This is a genomic window from Parafrigoribacterium soli, from assembly GCF_040227235.1.
In the GTDB taxonomy this organism is placed as follows: domain Bacteria; phylum Actinomycetota; class Actinomycetes; order Actinomycetales; family Microbacteriaceae; genus Parafrigoribacterium_A; species Parafrigoribacterium_A soli.
Genome location: NZ_JBELNZ010000004.1, coordinates 501,900 through 517,508, shown reverse-complemented (window position 1 = coordinate 517,508; position 15,609 = coordinate 501,900). Strand labels below are relative to the sequence as shown.

15 protein-coding genes and 1 tRNA gene are annotated in these 15,609 nt (G+C 67.4%); 11 read left to right on the top strand and 5 right to left on the bottom strand.

Annotated elements, in window-relative coordinates; translation table 11 throughout:
- Positions 1-80: 80 nt before the first annotated feature.
- Positions 81-1,283, top strand: a complete 1,203-nt coding sequence (locus ABUA37_RS13735; RefSeq protein ID WP_349899777.1) for an AMP-binding protein — start codon at positions 81-83, stop codon at positions 1,281-1,283.
- 9 nt (positions 1,284-1,292) lie between these two features.
- The gene (locus tag ABUA37_RS13730) at positions 1,293-2,312 is read left to right on the top strand and encodes a 1,4-dihydroxy-2-naphthoate polyprenyltransferase (RefSeq protein ID WP_407075386.1); all 1,020 of its coding nucleotides are present in this window, start codon (positions 1,293-1,295) and stop codon (positions 2,310-2,312) included.
- A gap of 10 nt (positions 2,313-2,322) precedes the next feature.
- Here ABUA37_RS13730 and ABUA37_RS13725 read toward each other — a convergent pair whose 3' ends face one another.
- Entirely contained in the window at positions 2,323-2,607 is a 285-nt protein-coding gene (locus tag ABUA37_RS13725) for a DUF4229 domain-containing protein (RefSeq protein WP_349899776.1), read from the bottom strand.
- Between the two features lie 81 nt (positions 2,608-2,688).
- On the opposite strand from ABUA37_RS13725, the gene ABUA37_RS13720 reads away from it, so the two are divergent.
- On the top strand, positions 2,689-3,018 hold the full coding sequence (locus tag ABUA37_RS13720) for a PLDc N-terminal domain-containing protein (RefSeq protein WP_349899775.1): 330 nt from the start codon (positions 2,689-2,691) through the stop codon (positions 3,016-3,018).
- Complete coding sequence (gene menD / locus ABUA37_RS13715) at positions 3,018-4,727, top strand: 2-succinyl-5-enolpyruvyl-6-hydroxy-3-cyclohexene-1-carboxylic-acid synthase (protein WP_349899774.1); 1,710 nt, start codon at positions 3,018-3,020, stop codon at positions 4,725-4,727. The genes ABUA37_RS13720 and menD overlap by 1 nt, the downstream gene beginning before the upstream one ends.
- 15 nt (positions 4,728-4,742) lie before the next feature.
- Here menD and ABUA37_RS13710 read toward each other — a convergent pair whose 3' ends face one another.
- Positions 4,743-5,981 carry an isochorismate synthase gene (locus ABUA37_RS13710; protein WP_349899773.1) on the bottom strand — a complete coding sequence of 413 codons (1,239 nt, stop codon included), beginning with the start codon at positions 5,979-5,981 and terminating at the stop codon, positions 4,743-4,745.
- Positions 5,982-6,107: 126 nt separating this feature from the next.
- Between ABUA37_RS13710 and ubiE the strand changes: the two genes are divergently transcribed.
- The 3 genes from ubiE (at position 6,108) to ABUA37_RS13695 (ending at position 9,395) form a co-directional block, all read left to right on the top strand.
- On the top strand, positions 6,108-6,854 hold the full coding sequence (gene ubiE / locus ABUA37_RS13705) for a bifunctional demethylmenaquinone methyltransferase/2-methoxy-6-polyprenyl-1,4-benzoquinol methylase UbiE (RefSeq protein WP_349899772.1): 747 nt from the start codon (positions 6,108-6,110) through the stop codon (positions 6,852-6,854).
- Between the two features lie 33 nt (positions 6,855-6,887).
- Entirely contained in the window at positions 6,888-7,964 is a 1,077-nt protein-coding gene (locus ABUA37_RS13700; protein WP_349899771.1) for a polyprenyl synthetase family protein, read from the top strand.
- 66 nt (positions 7,965-8,030) lie between these two features.
- The gene (locus ABUA37_RS13695) at positions 8,031-9,395 is read left to right on the top strand and encodes an FAD-dependent oxidoreductase (RefSeq protein WP_349899770.1); all 1,365 of its coding nucleotides are present in this window, start codon (positions 8,031-8,033) and stop codon (positions 9,393-9,395) included.
- 55 nt (positions 9,396-9,450) lie between these two features.
- Here the strand turns inward: ABUA37_RS13695 and cls are convergent, their stop codons facing one another.
- Positions 9,451-10,914, bottom strand: a complete 1,464-nt coding sequence (cls, locus tag ABUA37_RS13690; protein ID WP_349899769.1) for a cardiolipin synthase — start codon at positions 10,912-10,914, stop codon at positions 9,451-9,453.
- 30 nt (positions 10,915-10,944) lie between these two features.
- Positions 10,945-11,433 carry a YajQ family cyclic di-GMP-binding protein gene (locus tag ABUA37_RS13685; protein WP_349899768.1) on the bottom strand — a complete coding sequence of 163 codons (489 nt, stop codon included), beginning with the start codon at positions 11,431-11,433 and terminating at the stop codon, positions 10,945-10,947.
- A gap of 42 nt (positions 11,434-11,475) precedes the next feature.
- Between ABUA37_RS13685 and ABUA37_RS13680 the strand changes: the two genes are divergently transcribed.
- Positions 11,476-12,231, top strand: coding sequence for a lytic transglycosylase domain-containing protein (locus tag ABUA37_RS13680; RefSeq protein ID WP_349899767.1), 756 nt, complete (start codon positions 11,476-11,478; stop codon positions 12,229-12,231).
- Here the strand turns inward: ABUA37_RS13680 and ABUA37_RS13675 are convergent.
- Positions 12,228-13,238 carry a LacI family DNA-binding transcriptional regulator gene (locus ABUA37_RS13675; RefSeq protein WP_349899766.1) on the bottom strand — a complete coding sequence of 337 codons (1,011 nt, stop codon included), beginning with the start codon at positions 13,236-13,238 and terminating at the stop codon, positions 12,228-12,230. The genes ABUA37_RS13680 and ABUA37_RS13675 overlap by 4 nt on opposite strands.
- Positions 13,239-13,358: 120 nt before the next feature.
- On the opposite strand from ABUA37_RS13675, the gene ABUA37_RS13670 reads away from it, so the two are divergent.
- From ABUA37_RS13670 to ABUA37_RS13660, 3 genes are all read left to right on the top strand, one after another.
- Positions 13,359-13,443 (top strand) — tRNA-Tyr (locus ABUA37_RS13670).
- 72 nt (positions 13,444-13,515) lie between these two features.
- On the top strand, positions 13,516-14,325 hold the full coding sequence (locus ABUA37_RS13665) for an inositol monophosphatase family protein (protein ID WP_349899765.1): 810 nt from the start codon (positions 13,516-13,518) through the stop codon (positions 14,323-14,325).
- Between the two features lie 224 nt (positions 14,326-14,549).
- Positions 14,550-15,554 carry a M23 family metallopeptidase gene (locus ABUA37_RS13660; protein WP_349899764.1) on the top strand — a complete coding sequence of 335 codons (1,005 nt, stop codon included), beginning with the start codon at positions 14,550-14,552 and terminating at the stop codon, positions 15,552-15,554.
- Positions 15,555-15,609: the final 55 nt, after the last annotated feature.

Below are 15,609 nucleotides of genomic sequence, written 5' to 3'. Positions count from 1 at the left end.
TTGCGGCAGATGGTGGGTCACGCCCTCGCGGAGTCGCCGTCTGCCGCAACGCAGCGCGTTTGCGAGCACGAGGTGATCGGATGACACGCCCGCTCACGGTCGTGCCGGCCGAACCGCAGGCGGTGCTGGCCGCACTGCGGGACGCGCTCAGCGGTGACGGTCCCGCGATCCTGCCTCGGCACGTGGGCACGGCGGCGCCCGAGTCCGCCCTCCCGAGCGACGTGCCACGCCGGGTCGCGCTCGTCGTGGAGACGAGCGGCTCCACGGGCGCGCCGAAGCGCGTCGCACTGAGCGCGGATGCCCTGCTGGCTTCGGCAGCGGCATCCGAGACGTCGCTGGGTGGCCCCGGCCAGTGGCTGTTGGCCCTGCCCGCCCACTACATCGCGGGCATCAACGTGCTCGTGCGCTCGATCACGAGCGGCACCGAGCCGGTCGTCCTGGGCGATGGCCACTTCGACGCCGAGGTGTTCGCCGAGGCGAGCGATGCGATGGATGCTCCGCTGCGATTCGCCTCGCTGGTTCCGACCCAGCTGCTGCGGCTGCTCGATGCGGCCGAGCAGGACCTCCCCGTGCTCGACCGCCTGCGCCGCTTCGACCGCCTGCTCGTCGGCGGACAGGCCACGCCGCCCGCCCTCATCGCGCGCTCCCTCGAGCTCGGCCTCAACGTGACGCGCACCTACGGGTCGAGCGAGACCTCGGGCGGCTGCGTGTACGACGGGGTGGCGCTGCCCGGGATCGAGGTGCGCATCGTCGACGGGGAGGTGCAGCTCGGCGGCAGCACGCTCGCCGAGGGGTATCTGGGCGACGAGGAGCTCACCGCCCGCACGTTCCTTGACGACCGCGGCCACCGCTGGTACCGCACCGGCGACTCCGGTGAACTGCGCGAGGGCATCCTCACGGTGACCGGCCGACTCGACGCCATGATCAAGTCCGGGGGAGTGAAGGTGTCCCTGGCGGCGGTCGAGAGGATCGTGAGCGGCCTGCCCGGGCTTGCGGATGCCGTGGCCGTGCGATCACCGAGCGTGCAGTGGGGAGAAGTGCCGGTGGTCTTCTTCGCCGCCGAGGCGTCGGTCGATGCAACTGGTCGCCCGGTGCCGGTCCCGGGGCAGCGCCTGGACGAGGTGCGCGCGGCCGTGCAGGCGGCGCTCGGGTCCGCCGCGCGACCGGCGGCCCTGTTCGCGATCGACCGCATTCCGCTGCTGTCGAGCGGCAAGCCCGACCGGGTGGCGCTCGCCGAGCTTGCAGCGCGCGAGGAATCGGGCACGGCAGCATCCGCTCAGTAGGATTTGTGCGTGGCCAACAGAAAACCCGTGCAGAAGCGCATCGACCCCGCAAAGACTCCCGCGAAGACCCCCTCCAGAACGCCCGCTAAGACCGCGGCGAAGGTGCAGAAGGGCGGCCGACCCGGCGGCAAGAAGCCACGCGTCGTCGTGCAGAAGGCGAGCTTCGGTGACTGGGTGGGCGGGGCGCGCATCCGCACGCTGCCGCTCGCGGTGGCCCCCGTCGCGCTCGGAAGCGGCGCGGCCTACCTGCTCTCGATGCCCGAGTGGCACTGGGTGCGCATCCTGCTCTGCCTCGCCGTCGCGGTGGGACTGCAGATCGGTGTGAACTACGCGAACGACTACTCCGACGGCATCCGCGGCACTGATGCCTACCGGGTGGGCCCCTCGCGGCTCACCGGATCGGGTGCCGCGAAGCCGCGCACCGTGCTCACCGTCGCCCTCGTGTTCTTCGGGCTCGCCGCCATCGCCGGCGTGATCGTCGTGATCCTGAGCGGCAGCTACTGGTTGCTCGCGGTCGGCGCGGTGTGCATCGTCGCGGCGTATTTCTACACCGGCGGCAAGCATCCGTATGGCTATTACGGGCTCGGCGAGGTCTTCGTCTTCGTGTTCTTCGGCCTCGTGGCGACCGCGGGCACGACCTTCGTGCAGGTGGGCACGGTGAATATCGAGAGCTGGCTCGCCGGTGTCGCCGCCGGCCTGCTCGCCTGTGCGGTGCTCATGGTCAACAACCTGCGCGACCTCGATCAGGACAAGCTCGCGGGCAAGCGCACGCTCGCGGTGCTCGTCGGCAGCCGTGCCGCGCGCATCCTGTTCGGGGTGTTCGCGCTCGTGCCGTTCGTGATCCTGGCGTTCTTCTGCGTGTTTTACGTCAAGGCGCCGCTCGTGTACTTCTCGCTGCTCGCCGTGCTACCGGCGGTCATCATCACCTCGACGGCGAAGACCGCGCCGGAGTTCATGGTGGCGCTGCGGCTCACGAGCATCACGGCGCTCGTCTACGGACTGGGGCTCGGCGCGGCGATCGCCTTCTAGCGAAGTACCGTTACTCCGCGGGGTCGGCCTTCTCTGACTCGAGCCGGTCGAGCGCGGCGTTCTCGATGTCGTTGTCGGCGTCGTGCTGTTCGGTGTGCCGACGGCGGTAGAGATCGGCGGCGAGCTGGTCGCGGGTGCCGCGGAAGAAGATGTACGAGATGCACAGGCCGATGACGGCAGCGGCGACGGCGGCCACCCACGGGTTCACGTTTAACAGCAGCAACACGGCCAGCGCGATCGCAAAAATACCCAGACGGATGATCGTGTACACAATCCACACGCGCGACGATTTCACGTCCCCAGTCTAGGCATTCGGCCTGCATCAGGATTCCGATCCCGCAGGCACCGTTCAGCACCCGAGGATTAGAATCGAGGCATGGCCCGTTTCCTGTTCATCGCTGGCATCGCGGCCGTGTGTCTCACGGTGTACGCGGTCATCGACTGCGCGATGACGGACCACCGTCGCGCCCGCGGCATCCCCAAGCTGCTGTGGGTACTCGTGATTCTGGTGCTGCCCGTCGTGGGCGCGCTTCTCTGGTTCTTCATCGGCAAGGACCGCAGCACGGGACGCCCGCAGACGCGGCGCCTGGCCCCGGATGACGACCCCACCTTCCTGAGGCGTCTCGGCACAGACCAGGAGCAGGACGAGCGCATCCGCAGGCTCGAGCAGGAGTTCGCAGACCTCGACGACGACAGCAAGGACTGATGCCCGCGGCGAGCCCGGCCACCGAATTCTCGGTGGCGTTGCTGGCCGAGTTCGTGCGCGCGGGAGTGCGCGACGTGGTGCTCAGCCCGGGCTCGCGATCGCAGGCCCTCGCGCTCGCCGCCGCCGAGTATGAGGCCGCTGGTGTCATTCGGCTGCGCGTGCGCATAGACGAACGGGTGGCGGGCTTCCTCGCCCTCGGAATCGCGGTGGAGACCGGACTTCCGGTGCTCGTCGTCACTACCTCCGGCACCGCCGTGGCGAACCTGCACCCCGCGGCGCTCGAGGCTCACCACTCTGGCGTTCCGCTCATCCTGCTCACGGCCGACCGCCCGCTCGAGCTTCGCGGCATCGGCTCGAACCAGACGACCGAGCAGCCCGGCATCTTCGGCATGGCCACCGGCTGGTCCAGGGATGTCGAGGCACCGAGCGAGACCGGCTTCGGCCCCGACTTCCCGGGCGAGCTCGCGCGCGAGGCGTATTCCGCGGCCGCGGGTCACTCCTCGGCCCCCGGACCCGTGCAGCTCAATGTCGGTTTCCGGGAGCCGCTCTCGGGCCCGATCGCCGCACTTCCGCTTGGCGTGAGCGATTCCGACGGGTCGAGCGCTTCCCGTGGGTCGAGCTTGTCGAGACCTCCTCTCGCCACAATCTCCGCGGGAGGCCTCGACCCACGACCCGCTCTCTCTGCCCACCCGCACACCGTCGTCATCGCCGGCCACGGCGCAGGTGAACTCGCCGAGCAGACAGCCCGCGCCCTTGGTGCGCCGCTGCTGGCCGAGGTCTCCAGCGGCGCGCACTTCGGACCGAACCTCGTCGTCGCCTACCGCCGGCTGCTCAACGACGAGCACTTCGGGCACCGCATCGAGCGCGTGATCGTGTTCGGGCATCCGACTCTCAGCCGCGAGTTTCCGGCGCTGATCCAGCGCGCCGGCGTCGAGACGATCGTCGTGCGCGGATCGTCGCCGGTCGACTACAACCCCGGCCATCGTGCGACGAGCATCCTCGATTCGGTCGAGGTCAGTGGTGAGCCCGACGCGGATCGCGCCTGGCTCGGCAGCTGGGTGCACACGAGTCGGCAGCTGCTCGAGGAGCGCCCGGAGGTGCCGAGCTACGAGCAGTCGCGCCCGCAGATGGCGATCTCGCAAATGGAGGTTTTCCGCGAGCCGGTGACGAGACGGATGCTGGTCGAAGCGGTCTGGCGCGTCACCTGGCCGCACGACCGCCTCATCCTCGGTGCCTCCCGGCTGATCAGGGAGGCGGATGCCGTCGTACCAGGCAAGCGCATCAGCGTGCACGCCAACCGTGGACTCTCCGGCATCGACGGCACGATCGCGACCGGGTTGGGCATCGCGCTCGCGAGCCAGGCGGATGGCGCTGCCGCGGCGGGTACAACCCGGGTGCTTCTCGGCGACCTGGCCCTGCTGCACGATGCCGGCTCGCTGCTGTTCGGCGTCGGCGAGGAACGACCGGGCATCCAGGTCATCGTTGCCAACGACGGTGGTGGCACGATCTTCGACGGCCTGGAGGTGGCTGACTCGGCTCCCTCGGATGCGTTCGACCGCGTGCTGCTCACCCCGCAGTCCGTGAATCTCAAGGCGCTCGCCGAGGCCTACGGCTGGAACTACCTGTTCGCGGGCAATCGTGGCGAGCTTGACGAGGCGCTGTCCGCCACGTCGGGCCCGACGCTCATAGAGGTTCCCCTGCCCCGCTAGTTACGACAACCCCACCTAACCGAGCGCCTCGACGATCGGCCGGAACTTCATCTTCGTCTCCATGAGCTCGCGCTCCGAGTCGGAGTCCGCCACTATGCCCGCGCCGGCATATGCCGTCACGCGTCCGTCCGGAGAGACCTGCGCCGAGCGCAGCGCGATCGCCCACTCGCCGTCACCGTCGGCGCCGACCCAGCCCACGGGGCCCGCGTACCGGCCGCGGTCGAAGGTCTCGAGCGAGGCGATCAGGTCGAGCGCCTTCGCGGTCGGCGTTCCCGCCACGGCAGCGGTGGGGTGCACTGCGGCGATGAGGTCGAGCGCGGTCGATCCATCCGTGAGCGTGCCGTCGACGTCGCTCGCCAGATGCCACAGGTTTGGCAGCTTGAGCGTGAACGGCACCTCGCTCGCGATCACGTTGGGGCTGTGGGTGCGCAGGGACGCGAGCACGCTCTGCACGCCGTACTGGTGCTCGTCGAGATCCTTCGCCGACGTTGCGAGCGCGGTCGCGGCGTCCTGGTCGGAGGCCGCATCCGTTCCCCTCGCGGCGCTGCCCGCGAGCACGCGAGCCGTGACGGAGCCCTCGTTGACGCTCACGAGCGTCTCGGGGCTAGAGCCGAAGAAGCCGTCGATCCCGAACGTCCAGCAGTCGGGGTAGCCGAGCGCGAGGTCGCCGATGACCCGTCGCAGGTCGGCGTCGCCGGGCATGCGGCCCACCAGTTCGCGCGCGAGGACGACCTTGCTGAGGTCGCCGTTCCGGATGCTTGCCACGGCCGAGTCGACCGCCGAGCGGTATGCATCCGCCGTCATCGATCCGGGAACGAGGGTGATGCGATACTCGTCGCCCGGGGGAGCCGCGGTCGGAAGCGGGGGCAGCTCGCCGACGCCGATGCGCGTGACCCAGGCGCCCTGCGGGTCGCGGCCGTAGATGATCGACGGCACGATGAGCACGCTCGACAGTGCGGATTGCGCGGCGAAGGTGAACGCTCCGACGGCGAGGAGTCCGGTGCCGGTGCGCGCGAGCGGATCGGTGACCGTCGCCGACGCGACGATGCGCTGCCAGGCGGATGCCGCATCCGTCATGCGTGTCGGCCCGCTGAATTCGAGACGCACGGCTTCGCCCACGCCTGCCAGGCCAAAACCTCGTCGCTGCCACAGCAGAGGGCGCGTGGGATCGAGAAGCGGTATGAGTGCTCCGCCGTCGGCGATCGGGGTGGTTTCGACCGTGAGCACGGGCGTCTGGTGCTCGAATTCGGTCATCGAATCAGCCTACCCGTGGCGGGTTCTCACGGCTTCACCGCCGGCCCTGAGAGCGGGCTGCCGAGGGCGTCCGGGCGCCGGTTCGTTCACGGCTTGCGACCAACCGCACCCAACTAGACTCGTACCGTGGCGAAAGCAGATCTGAGCAAGCAACCCGTCGATGTTGCCGCGATGTTCGATGACGTGGCGAAGCACTACGACCGAACGAACTCCGTGCTCTCCCTCGGCAATTCGCTCATCTGGCGGGTTCTCACGGTGCGTGCCGTCGCCCCGAAGGCTGGCGAACGCATCCTCGATATCGCGGCCGGCACGGGCACAAGTTCGATCGCGCTCGCCAAGAGCGGCGCACATGTCGTCGCGGCCGATTTCTCCGCCGGCATGATCGAGGTCGGCAGACAGAAGCATCCGCAGCTCGAATTCGTTCAGGCGGATGCGATGGCCCTGCCGTTCAAGGCCGGCGAGTTCGACGCAGTCGCCATTTCATTCGGGCTGCGCAACATCGAGAACCCGAAGCGGGCGCTCAAGGAGATGTACCGGGTGCTGAAGCCGGGCGGCAGGCTCGTGATCTGCGAGTTCTCCACGCCCCCTGTTGCGATCCTGCGCGCGGGATACTCCGCGTACCTCAAGTACGTGATGCCCGCCGTCGTCGATGCCGCCAGTTCCAATCCGGAGGCCTACAGCTATCTCGCCGAGTCGATTGCCGACTGGCCAGACCAGAGCACGCTCAGCCAGTGGATCCGTGGAGCGGGTTTCACCCGCGTCGCGTACCGCAACCTCACGGCCGGCGTCGTCGCACTGCACCGCGGTCACAAGCCGGCACGCAAGACAGCGGCAAAAAAGACTCCCGCCAAGCCGACAGACCCCACGCCCTAGGGCTTCCGGAATACCGACGTTAGGTTGACCAAGGTGACACCCAGCGCCCATCCCGCGCGCCGCAGTACGACCCTCAGCTCATCGCTGGGGCTCGGTGAGAAGCTGTTCTCGTCCGCAAGCGAGCGGCGATTCGCCGAGGCCATCGAGGAGGGTCTCGACGCGGTCGAGGTCGGCCTGCTCAGGGAGATGTCGTTCGCAGACAACCTCGCGGATGTCACGAGCCGCTACCTGCTCGACGCCGGCGGCAAGCGCGTGCGTCCCACTCTCACGCTGCTCACCGCACAACTCGGCACCGGCAACAACGAGCACGTGATCGTGGCGGCCGAAGCGCTCGAGATCACCCACCTCGCGTCGCTCTATCACGACGACGTGATGGACGAGGCGAAGATGCGTCGGGGCGTCCCGAGCGCGCAGAGCGTGTGGGGCAACTCCGTCGCCATCCTCACCGGCGACCTCCTGTTCGCGCGCGCGAGCAAGCTCATCGCGAGCCTCGGCGAAGAGGCGATCAAGCTGCAGGCAGAGACCTTCGAGCGCCTGTGCCTCGGGCAGCTGCACGAGACCATCGGACCACGCGACGGCGAAGACGCGATCGAGCACTACATCCAGGTGCTGCGTGACAAGACCGGTTCGCTCATCGCGGCTGCCGCCGAGGTCGGCGTGATGTATTCGAACGCACCTCGGGAGTACGCCGAACCGGTGAAGACCTTCGGCGAGAGCATCGGGGTCGCGTTCCAGCTCATCGACGACGTGATCGATCTCGCGCCGCGCGAGGACGACACGGGAAAGATGCCGGGCGCTGACCTTCGCTCGGGAGTGGCGACCCTGCCGCTGCTGTACCTGCGCCGTCTCGCCGAGACAGACGCGGATGCCGCCGCCCTGCTCGAGCGCATCGACCATGACGTCGTCGCACTGCACTCCGGCGAGGCGCACGAGGAGCAGCTCGCGCTCGCCATCGCGGAACTGCGCGCGCACGAGGTGACTCGACGTACGCTTGATGAGGCGCACCGTTGGGCCGCCGAGGCCGTCGCCGCCCTCGCGCCGCTTCCGAATGGACCGGTTAAGAAGGCGCTCACCCGTTTCGCCGACTCGATCGTCGAACGCAGCAGCTAGAACCAGCTTCGTGCTCAGACCGGCCACTCGCGGGTCGAGCCTGTCGAGACCCATGAATAGGACACCGTGACCACACTCAGACTCGCCATAGTCGGTGCCGGGCCCGCGGGAATCTACGCCGCGGACATCCTGCACAAGGCCGAAAAGGCGTTCGACATCTCGATCGACCTGTTCGAGCAGCTCCCCGCACCCTACGGGCTCGTGCGCTACGGCGTCGCGCCCGATCATCCGCGCGTGAAGGGCATCGTGAACGCCCTGCGCGACGTGCTCGACAGCGGCGGCATCCGCCTGTTCGGCAACGTGCTCTACGGTCGCGACATCACTCTCGACGACCTGAAGGAGCACTACAACGCCGTGATCTTCTCCACCGGCGCCGTGCGCGACGCGAGCCTCGACATCCCGGGCATCGACCTGCCCGGCAGCTTCGGTGCCGCCGACTTCGTGAGCTGGTACGACGGGCATCCGGATGTGCCCAGGGAATGGCCGCTCAAACACCGCGAGGTCGCCGTGATCGGCAATGGCAATGTCGCGCTCGACGTGGCGCGCATGCTCGCCAAGAGTGCGGATGACCTGCTGCCGACGGAGGTACCGGCGAACGTCTACGAGGGGCTCAAGGCCTCTCCCGTCACCGACGTGCACGTCTTCGGACGCCGCGGCCCGTACCAGGTGAAGTTCACCCCGCTCGAGCTGCGTGAGCTCGGCGAGCTGAACGACGTGGACATCATCCTGCACGACGAGGACTTCGAGATGGACGCCGCCTCGCAGCTGGCCATCGAGACGAATAAGCAGGTGCTGGTGCTGAGTCGCATCCTGGGGAAGTGGCGAGAGCGCACGACCGGGTCCGCGACGCGGCGGCTGCATCTGCACTTCTACGCGAAGCCACTCGACATCATCGGCGACCCTTCGACGGGAGTCTCGGCGATCAGGTTCGAGCGCACGCGGCCGAACGGCGAGGGTGGCGTCGAGGGAACGGGAGAGATCCGCGAGGTGGCGGTGCAGGCCGTCTACCGCGCGATCGGGTACTTCGGCTCGGCGCTGCCGGGCGTTCCCTTTGACGAGCATCGGGGCGTCATCCCGAATCGCGAGGGCCAGGTGCTGGACGACGCGGACCAGGTGGTCCATGGCGTGTACGCGACGGGCTGGATCAAGCGCGGGCCGGTCGGACTCATCGGCAGCACCAAGAGTGATGCGATGGAAACCGTGAAGCACGTCATCCATGACCAGGCGAACTGGTGGACCCCGAAGCATCCCGAACCCGCCGCCATCACCGAACTGCTGAACTCCCGCGGCGTGGAGTACACGAACATCACCGGATGGCACGCTCTGGACCAGCACGAACTCGCGCTCGGCGAGGCGGCCGGGCGCACCCGCATCAAGGTGGTGCCGCGCGAGGAAATGGTGCGTATCTCCCGCGCCACGCCGCCAGAATAGACACGTTTGATGACCCCCGAAAGGCTTCGACGGGCTCGGCGACCGTGCGATCGGGCTACTGCACGGCGGCGGTGAGGCGGGCGGCGTTGTCGAGCACCTTGGAGCGCAGCGGGCGCTGCAGCCAGTCGTCGAGGAAGAGTTCCGTGCTGGCCTCCCGGTAGCTCTGCTCGATGCGGCGCAGCTTCTGTACGATGTCGCGCCCACGCACCATCACCGAGATCTCGAAGTTGAGGCTGAACGAGCGCATGTCCATGTTGCTCGAGCCGATCACGGCCACGTCGTCGTCGATCGTGAAGTGCTTCGCGTGCAGCACGGTCGGCTTCTCGTAGCGCCAGATCCTCACGCCCGCCCGCAACAGTTCCTCGTAGTAGCTGCGCTGCGCATGGAAGACGACCGGCTGGTCGGCGATCGCCGACACGAACAGCTGCACGTCGAGGCCGCGGTATGCGGCATTCGTGATGGCGTAGAGCATGGAATCATCCGGCACGAAGTAGGGGCTCGTGATGATCACCTTCTCCTGCGCGTTGTACAGCATCCCGTTGAACAGGCGCAGGTTGTTCTCGTGCTCGAAGCCGGGTCCGCTCGGCACGATCTGCGCGTCGATCACATCGTGCGTCTTCTCGGGTGGCACTCCCGAGGCCTCGCGGGTGAGCAACTCATCCGTCTCGCTGTACCAGTCGGTGACGAACAGCGCGTTGACGCCCGCGACGATTGGCCCCTCGAAGCGCACCATGAGGTCTTTCCAGACCAGCCCCCGGCGGATGTTGCCCCGCTTGTTGTAGCTGCTGTCGATCATGTTCTGCGAACCGGTGAAGGCGACCATCCCGTCGATCACCACGAGCTTGCGGTGATTGCGCAGGTCTGGGCGCTGGTATCGGCCGCGCAGCGGTTGCACCGGGAGCATCAGGTGCCAGTGCACCCCCATCGAGTCGAGTCTGCGGATGGTGCGCCGATATCCGGGGGACCGAAGCGATGCCACGTGGTCGAGCAGCACGCGCACCGTGACCCCGCGCTGCACCGCGGCCTCGAGCGCGTCGAAGAACGGGGTCGTGGTCGGGTCGAGCGAGAGTATGTAGAACTCCACGTGTACGAAGCGCTTGGCGGATGCGAGCGCCGCAGTCATCGCCTCGAGCGACTCCGCGTAGTCGGTGAACAGCTTCGCCGTGTTGCCGCCGACGAGTGGCATCGAGCCGAGCGTGCGGTTGAGCTCCACCATCGAGTCGAGCCACGGTGGGAACGTGGCGTCGCGCACGACGTCGTCCATGCCCTCGGTGGTCTCCAGGATGAACTCGTTGATCTCATCCTGCTTCTCCCGACGCCTCTTCGGCAGCCGCGTACTGCCGATGAGCAGGAAGACGATGAAGCCGACGTAGGGGATCAGGAAGATGGCGAGGAGCCACGCCGTCGCCGTCTGCGGCTTACGGTTCTGGGGAACGAAGATAACGGAGAAGACCCTGATGCCGATATCGATGATCACCAGCAGAACCGCGATCGCGGGCAGCACCCAGGCGTTGCTCACCCAGTCCTCCATGCCCGTGTGTGCATGGGGCTACCGGTAATTGATGAACTGGAGGTCGACATCCAGGTCAGCCGCCTTCAGCACGGCCATGGTCTGCTGGAGGTCGTCGCGGCTCTTCGAGCTGACCCGTAGCTCGTCTCCCTGAATCTGGGACTTCACACCCTTCGGCGCCTCGTCACGGATGATCTTGTTGATCTTCTTGGCGTCATCCTGGGCGATGCCCTGCTTGATCGACGCGTCGATGCGGTACTCCTTGCCCGAGGCGTACGGCTCGCCCGCGTCGAGGCTGCGCAGGGAGATGCCGCGCTTGATCAGCTTCTGCTCGAAGACCTCGAGCACCGCCTTGGCCCGCTCCTCGGCGTTGGCTTTCACGAGCACCTTCTCGCCGCTCCAGTCGATCTCGGCGCCGACGTTCTTGAAGTCGTAGCGCTGCGCGATCTCCTTCTGCGCCTGATGCAGAGCGTTGTCGAGCTCCATCTTGTCGACCTTGCTCACGATGTCAAAGCTGGAATCTGCCATGCCAGCAGTTTAACCGGCGCGGCCCGGCATGATGGGAGCACCATGGTCAAGCCGGCAACAATCATCGTCACGGCGGTCGCGGTTGCCGTCGCCGTCGTGCTGGTGATCGTCGCCGTCGTCACCTTCCTGTCACCGGATGCCGTCCCCTTTCCCGCAAGCTCCCCACGTGCGACTGTGGCCACGCTCGCTCCACTGCCCGAGGCGAACGCCGCGGACCCGGGCCCGGGGGTGACGAATGCCGCCGACCCCGCGTGGATCACGAGAACGGCCGCCGAGACGAGCATCCCGGTGACCGCGCTCAAGGCCTATGCGGGCGTCACCCTCCAGGTTGCCGCGGCGAATCCGAAGTGTGCGCTGTCGTGGAACACGCTCGCGGGCATCGGATGGGTGGAGTCCCGGCACGGGCTGATTCACGGCACCGCGGTCGACGCCAACGGCACGCTGAGCCCGCCGCTGTATGGCGTGGCGCTCGACGGAAACGGCTTTGCGAACGTCCCGGACTCGGATGGCGGAGCCATCGATGGCGACGTCGCGGGTGATCGTGCGGTGGGACCGATGCAGTTCCTGCCCGATTCCTGGCGCAACTGGCACGTCGACGCGAACGGTGACGGCGTCGAGGATCCCCAGAACCTGTTCGATGCGACGATGGCTGCCGCGCACTACCTGTGCCGGGCCGCGGGCACGCTCGGCACGCATGACGGCTGGGAGCGCGGCATCCTGGCATACAACAGCTCGCACCAGTACCTGAACGACGTGATGGATGCCGCGAACCGCTACGCCACCGAGGCCGCCGGCTAGAGAAGCGGTCGAGCCGTGCTCGAGCGCACGATCAGTTCGTACGGCAGCGGGGTGTTGAGCGCTCCCTGGGTGCGCTGGCCGGGGTGCAGCTCCTCCATGAGGATCTCCACCGCCTTCTGCCCCTGTAGCGCGGGAAACTGCGCCACGGTGGTGAGACCGAAGAAGTCCGCGAGGTCGTGGTCGTCGACGCCGATGACGGAGAGGTCCTCCGGCACGCGCAGACCGAGATCCCGCGCCGCAAGGATGGTGCCGATTGCCATCTCGTCCGACGCGGCGAAGATCGCGGTGGGGCGATTGCGCGGGCTGCCCAGCAGCTGCTTCGCGGCCGTGTAGCCGCCCTGGATGGTGAAGTCGGCATCCCGCACCAGGTCCGGATCCGGCGTGATGCCCACCGCCTCGAGAGCCGCCTCATAGCCGACCCGGCGGTTGGTGGGCAGGTGGAAGTCGAAGTCGGGCCCGCCGCCGATGTGCGCGACGAAACGGTGGCCGAGCGACAGCAGGTGCTCGGTGGCGAGGCGTGCGACCGCAATGTCGTCGATGCTGAGAGTGCGCACGCCGGGGAGCGGGCCGCCCACGCCGACGATCGGCTTGTTCATCGCCAGCAGACGGCTGACCTCGCCGGCGGTGAGCTCGAGGGAAAGCGCGATCACGGCATCCACTCGCTTGCGCAGCAGGAAGTGCTCGAAGACGCTGCGGCGTTCTTCGCCGCCGCCGCTGAGGTTGTAGAGGGTGAGGTCGTAGCCGTTCGAGAGCAGGGCGCGCTCCGCGCCCTCGAGCACGGTGCTGAAGAACCAGCGGCTGAGCACCGGGATGACGACACCGACGTTCTTGGTGCGGCCGGTTGCGAGGCTCGAGGCGTTCGAGCTGACTACATAGCCGAGCTCGCCGGCGGCCACCGCGACCTTTTCCCGGGTCGCGGCGGATACCGTGCCGTTGCCGCTGAGCGCTCGGGAGACCGTCGCCGTGGACACACCGGCGAGGTCCGCAACGTCCTGAATGCTCGGCATGATCCCTCCGGCTGAATCCTAACGGCCGGTTTCGCCGCGGGCGATTTTCTGACCGCTCCGCACCCTGTATTCTTAACGCTGCGCCTTCGGTCAGATGATTACATGTGGTCGGCGGCGTCTGGCAAGTTACCCAAGTGGCCAAAGGGATCTGACTGTAAATCAGCCGTCTTAGACTTCGTCGGTTCGAATCCGGCACTTGCCACCACTGCCACGGGCCCGGCGGTCTGATCACTCAGCGCCGGGCCTTTGTGCTGTGTCGGATCAACGAGGGAGCACCATGGGCACCACGGGCAATGCTGAGCTGCTGGACATCGCGAGAGACGTGGCGCTCGCCGCTGGCCGCCTGGTGCACCAGCGCCGCGCCGAGGGCGTGGAGGTCGCCGCAAGCAAGTCATCGCCGGAGGACATCGTCACGCACGCCGACAGGGAGTCTGAGGCGCTCATCCGCTCGCTGCTCGCCCAGGCGCGGCCGGGCGACGGCTTCTTCGGGGAGGAGAGCGGTGCGGATGCGGGCACGAGCGGCCTCACCTGGCTCGTCGACCCGATCGACGGCACCGTCAACTTTCTCTACGGAATCCCTTTCTACGCGGTGAGCATCGCCGTCGTGGAGGGTGATCCGGACCCGGCCACCTGGCACGCGCTCGCCGCTGCGGTTGTGAACCCCGCGATCGGCGAGGTCTTCACGGCGACGGATGGCGGCGGCGCCTTCCTGGGGGAGCAGCCCATCCGGGTGGCTCCGAACCCCGGGCTCTCGCAGGCCCTCGTGGGAACCGGCTTCTCTTACAGCGCCGAGCAGCGGCTGACGCAGGCCGCGATCGTGGCTCAACTCATCGGCGAGGTGCGTGACATTCGGCGCATCGGCACGGCATCCCTCGATCTGTGCTCTGTCGCCTGCGGGCGACTCAACGCGTATTACGAGCGTGGGCTGAAGCCCTGGGATCACGCCGCGGGTGCCCTGGTCGCGAAGGAGGCCGGCGCCGCCGTGCGTGGACGGCGCGGAGCCCCCGCGACGGGCGACTTTCTGCTCGCGGCACAGCCTCAACTCGCCGAAGAAATCGAGGAAGCACTGCTCGGAATGGGTATGTGACAACCCCTTGACATTTTCGGGGTTGGCAGGCGTGCAGTGATGGTTTATTCTTTATGAATTCGTTACAAAGAGGTTGCGAGATGACACCCCCGTGTGCCCCCGTGCGTGCACAGTCATCGTCGTAGTCCTACGTTTCATCCAAGGAGAACACTTTTATGTCGCTTACCCCTGTTCGCGCTCAAGTCTGCGCGACCAGCATTCCGGCGTGCGAGGTGCCGTAAGAGTTGGGCGACTTCAACTGGAACCTTGGAACCGACGGTGACGACCTCGCGGATGCGCGAATGAACACCGCAGCAGACACTCCGGTGGAGCATGCACCGCTTACTCGCCGCGAACTCCGCAATCGAGCGGCGGCGGTCCCGGCGGTCGCTCCCGCATTTGAGACCGTGGCGCTTGAGACCGCGGTGCGCAAGGGCAAGGTAGCCAAAGCGCCGCGCGTACCCCGAGGCTTCAAGGCGCGCGGGCCCATCGTCACACGCGTCGCGTCCACGACGGCCCCCGCTCGCAGGGTTCCCCGCAGCACACGAAACCGTCGCACCTTCTTCTCCAAGCTCTTCTCCGTCGGCGCGATGCTCGGAGTCGGCGCCATCATGATCTCGACCTCGATACCGGCGAACGCCTTCTACAGCGGTTCCGATGCCACCCAGGACTCGATCAAGTCCGTGAGCTCGGCCTCGCAGTCGATGCAGGTCGCGTCCACCGCCGTCGAGCCTGCCTCGAGCCGCGACACGTATACGATCAGCTCCCTTGCCGCGCAGTTGCGGCTCAAGTACGGCAGTCGCATCTATAGCTACACGAACGACATCAACGGCACCATCCAGTGGCCGTTCCCGGTTCCGGTCCCCATCTCCAGCGGATTCGGCCCCCGCATCGCACCCTGTGGCGGTTGTTCCTCGATGCACGAGGGCGTCGACTTCACGCCCGGCCGTGGCGTCGCGATCGGCGCCATCACGGAGGGCGTGGTCAGCGCGGTCATCGCCTCGCACGCCGGCCTCGGAAACCACGTCATCGTCGACCACGTGATCAACGGCCAGAAGGTGCAGAGTGTCTACGGGCACATGCTCGACGGTACGTTCGCGGTGGCCGTCGGCGACCACGTGAAGGTTCAGCAGAAGCTCGGCGAGGTCGGGAGCACGGGCGAGTCCACCGGGGCGCACCTGCACCTCGAGATCCACATCAACGGGGTGCCGGTTGACCCGTTCGCGTGGCTGAAGGCAAACGCAAACTAGTCGTGGCATCCGCCGGGCTGGCCTGCACGAGCTCGATTCGGTAACCTGTGCTGAG

Coding starts and splice junctions, on each gene's coding strand:
- ABUA37_RS13735 (WP_349899777.1), top strand. CDS start 81: ATGACACGCCCGCTCACGGTCGTGCCGGCCGAACCGCAGGCGGTGCTG.
- ABUA37_RS13680 (WP_349899767.1), top strand. CDS start 11,476: ATGGTCAAGCCGGCAACAATCATCGTCACGGCGGTCGCGGTTGCCGTC.
- ABUA37_RS13685 (WP_349899768.1), bottom strand. CDS start 11,433: ATGGCAGATTCCAGCTTTGACATCGTGAGCAAGGTCGACAAGATGGAG.
- ABUA37_RS13665 (WP_349899765.1), top strand. CDS start 13,516: ATGGGCACCACGGGCAATGCTGAGCTGCTGGACATCGCGAGAGACGTG.
- menD (WP_349899774.1), top strand. CDS start 3,018: ATGCCCGCGGCGAGCCCGGCCACCGAATTCTCGGTGGCGTTGCTGGCC.
- ABUA37_RS13675 (WP_349899766.1), bottom strand. CDS start 13,238: ATGCCGAGCATTCAGGACGTTGCGGACCTCGCCGGTGTGTCCACGGCG.
- ABUA37_RS13710 (WP_349899773.1), bottom strand. CDS start 5,981: ATGACCGAATTCGAGCACCAGACGCCCGTGCTCACGGTCGAAACCACC.
- ABUA37_RS13720 (WP_349899775.1), top strand. CDS start 2,689: ATGGCCCGTTTCCTGTTCATCGCTGGCATCGCGGCCGTGTGTCTCACG.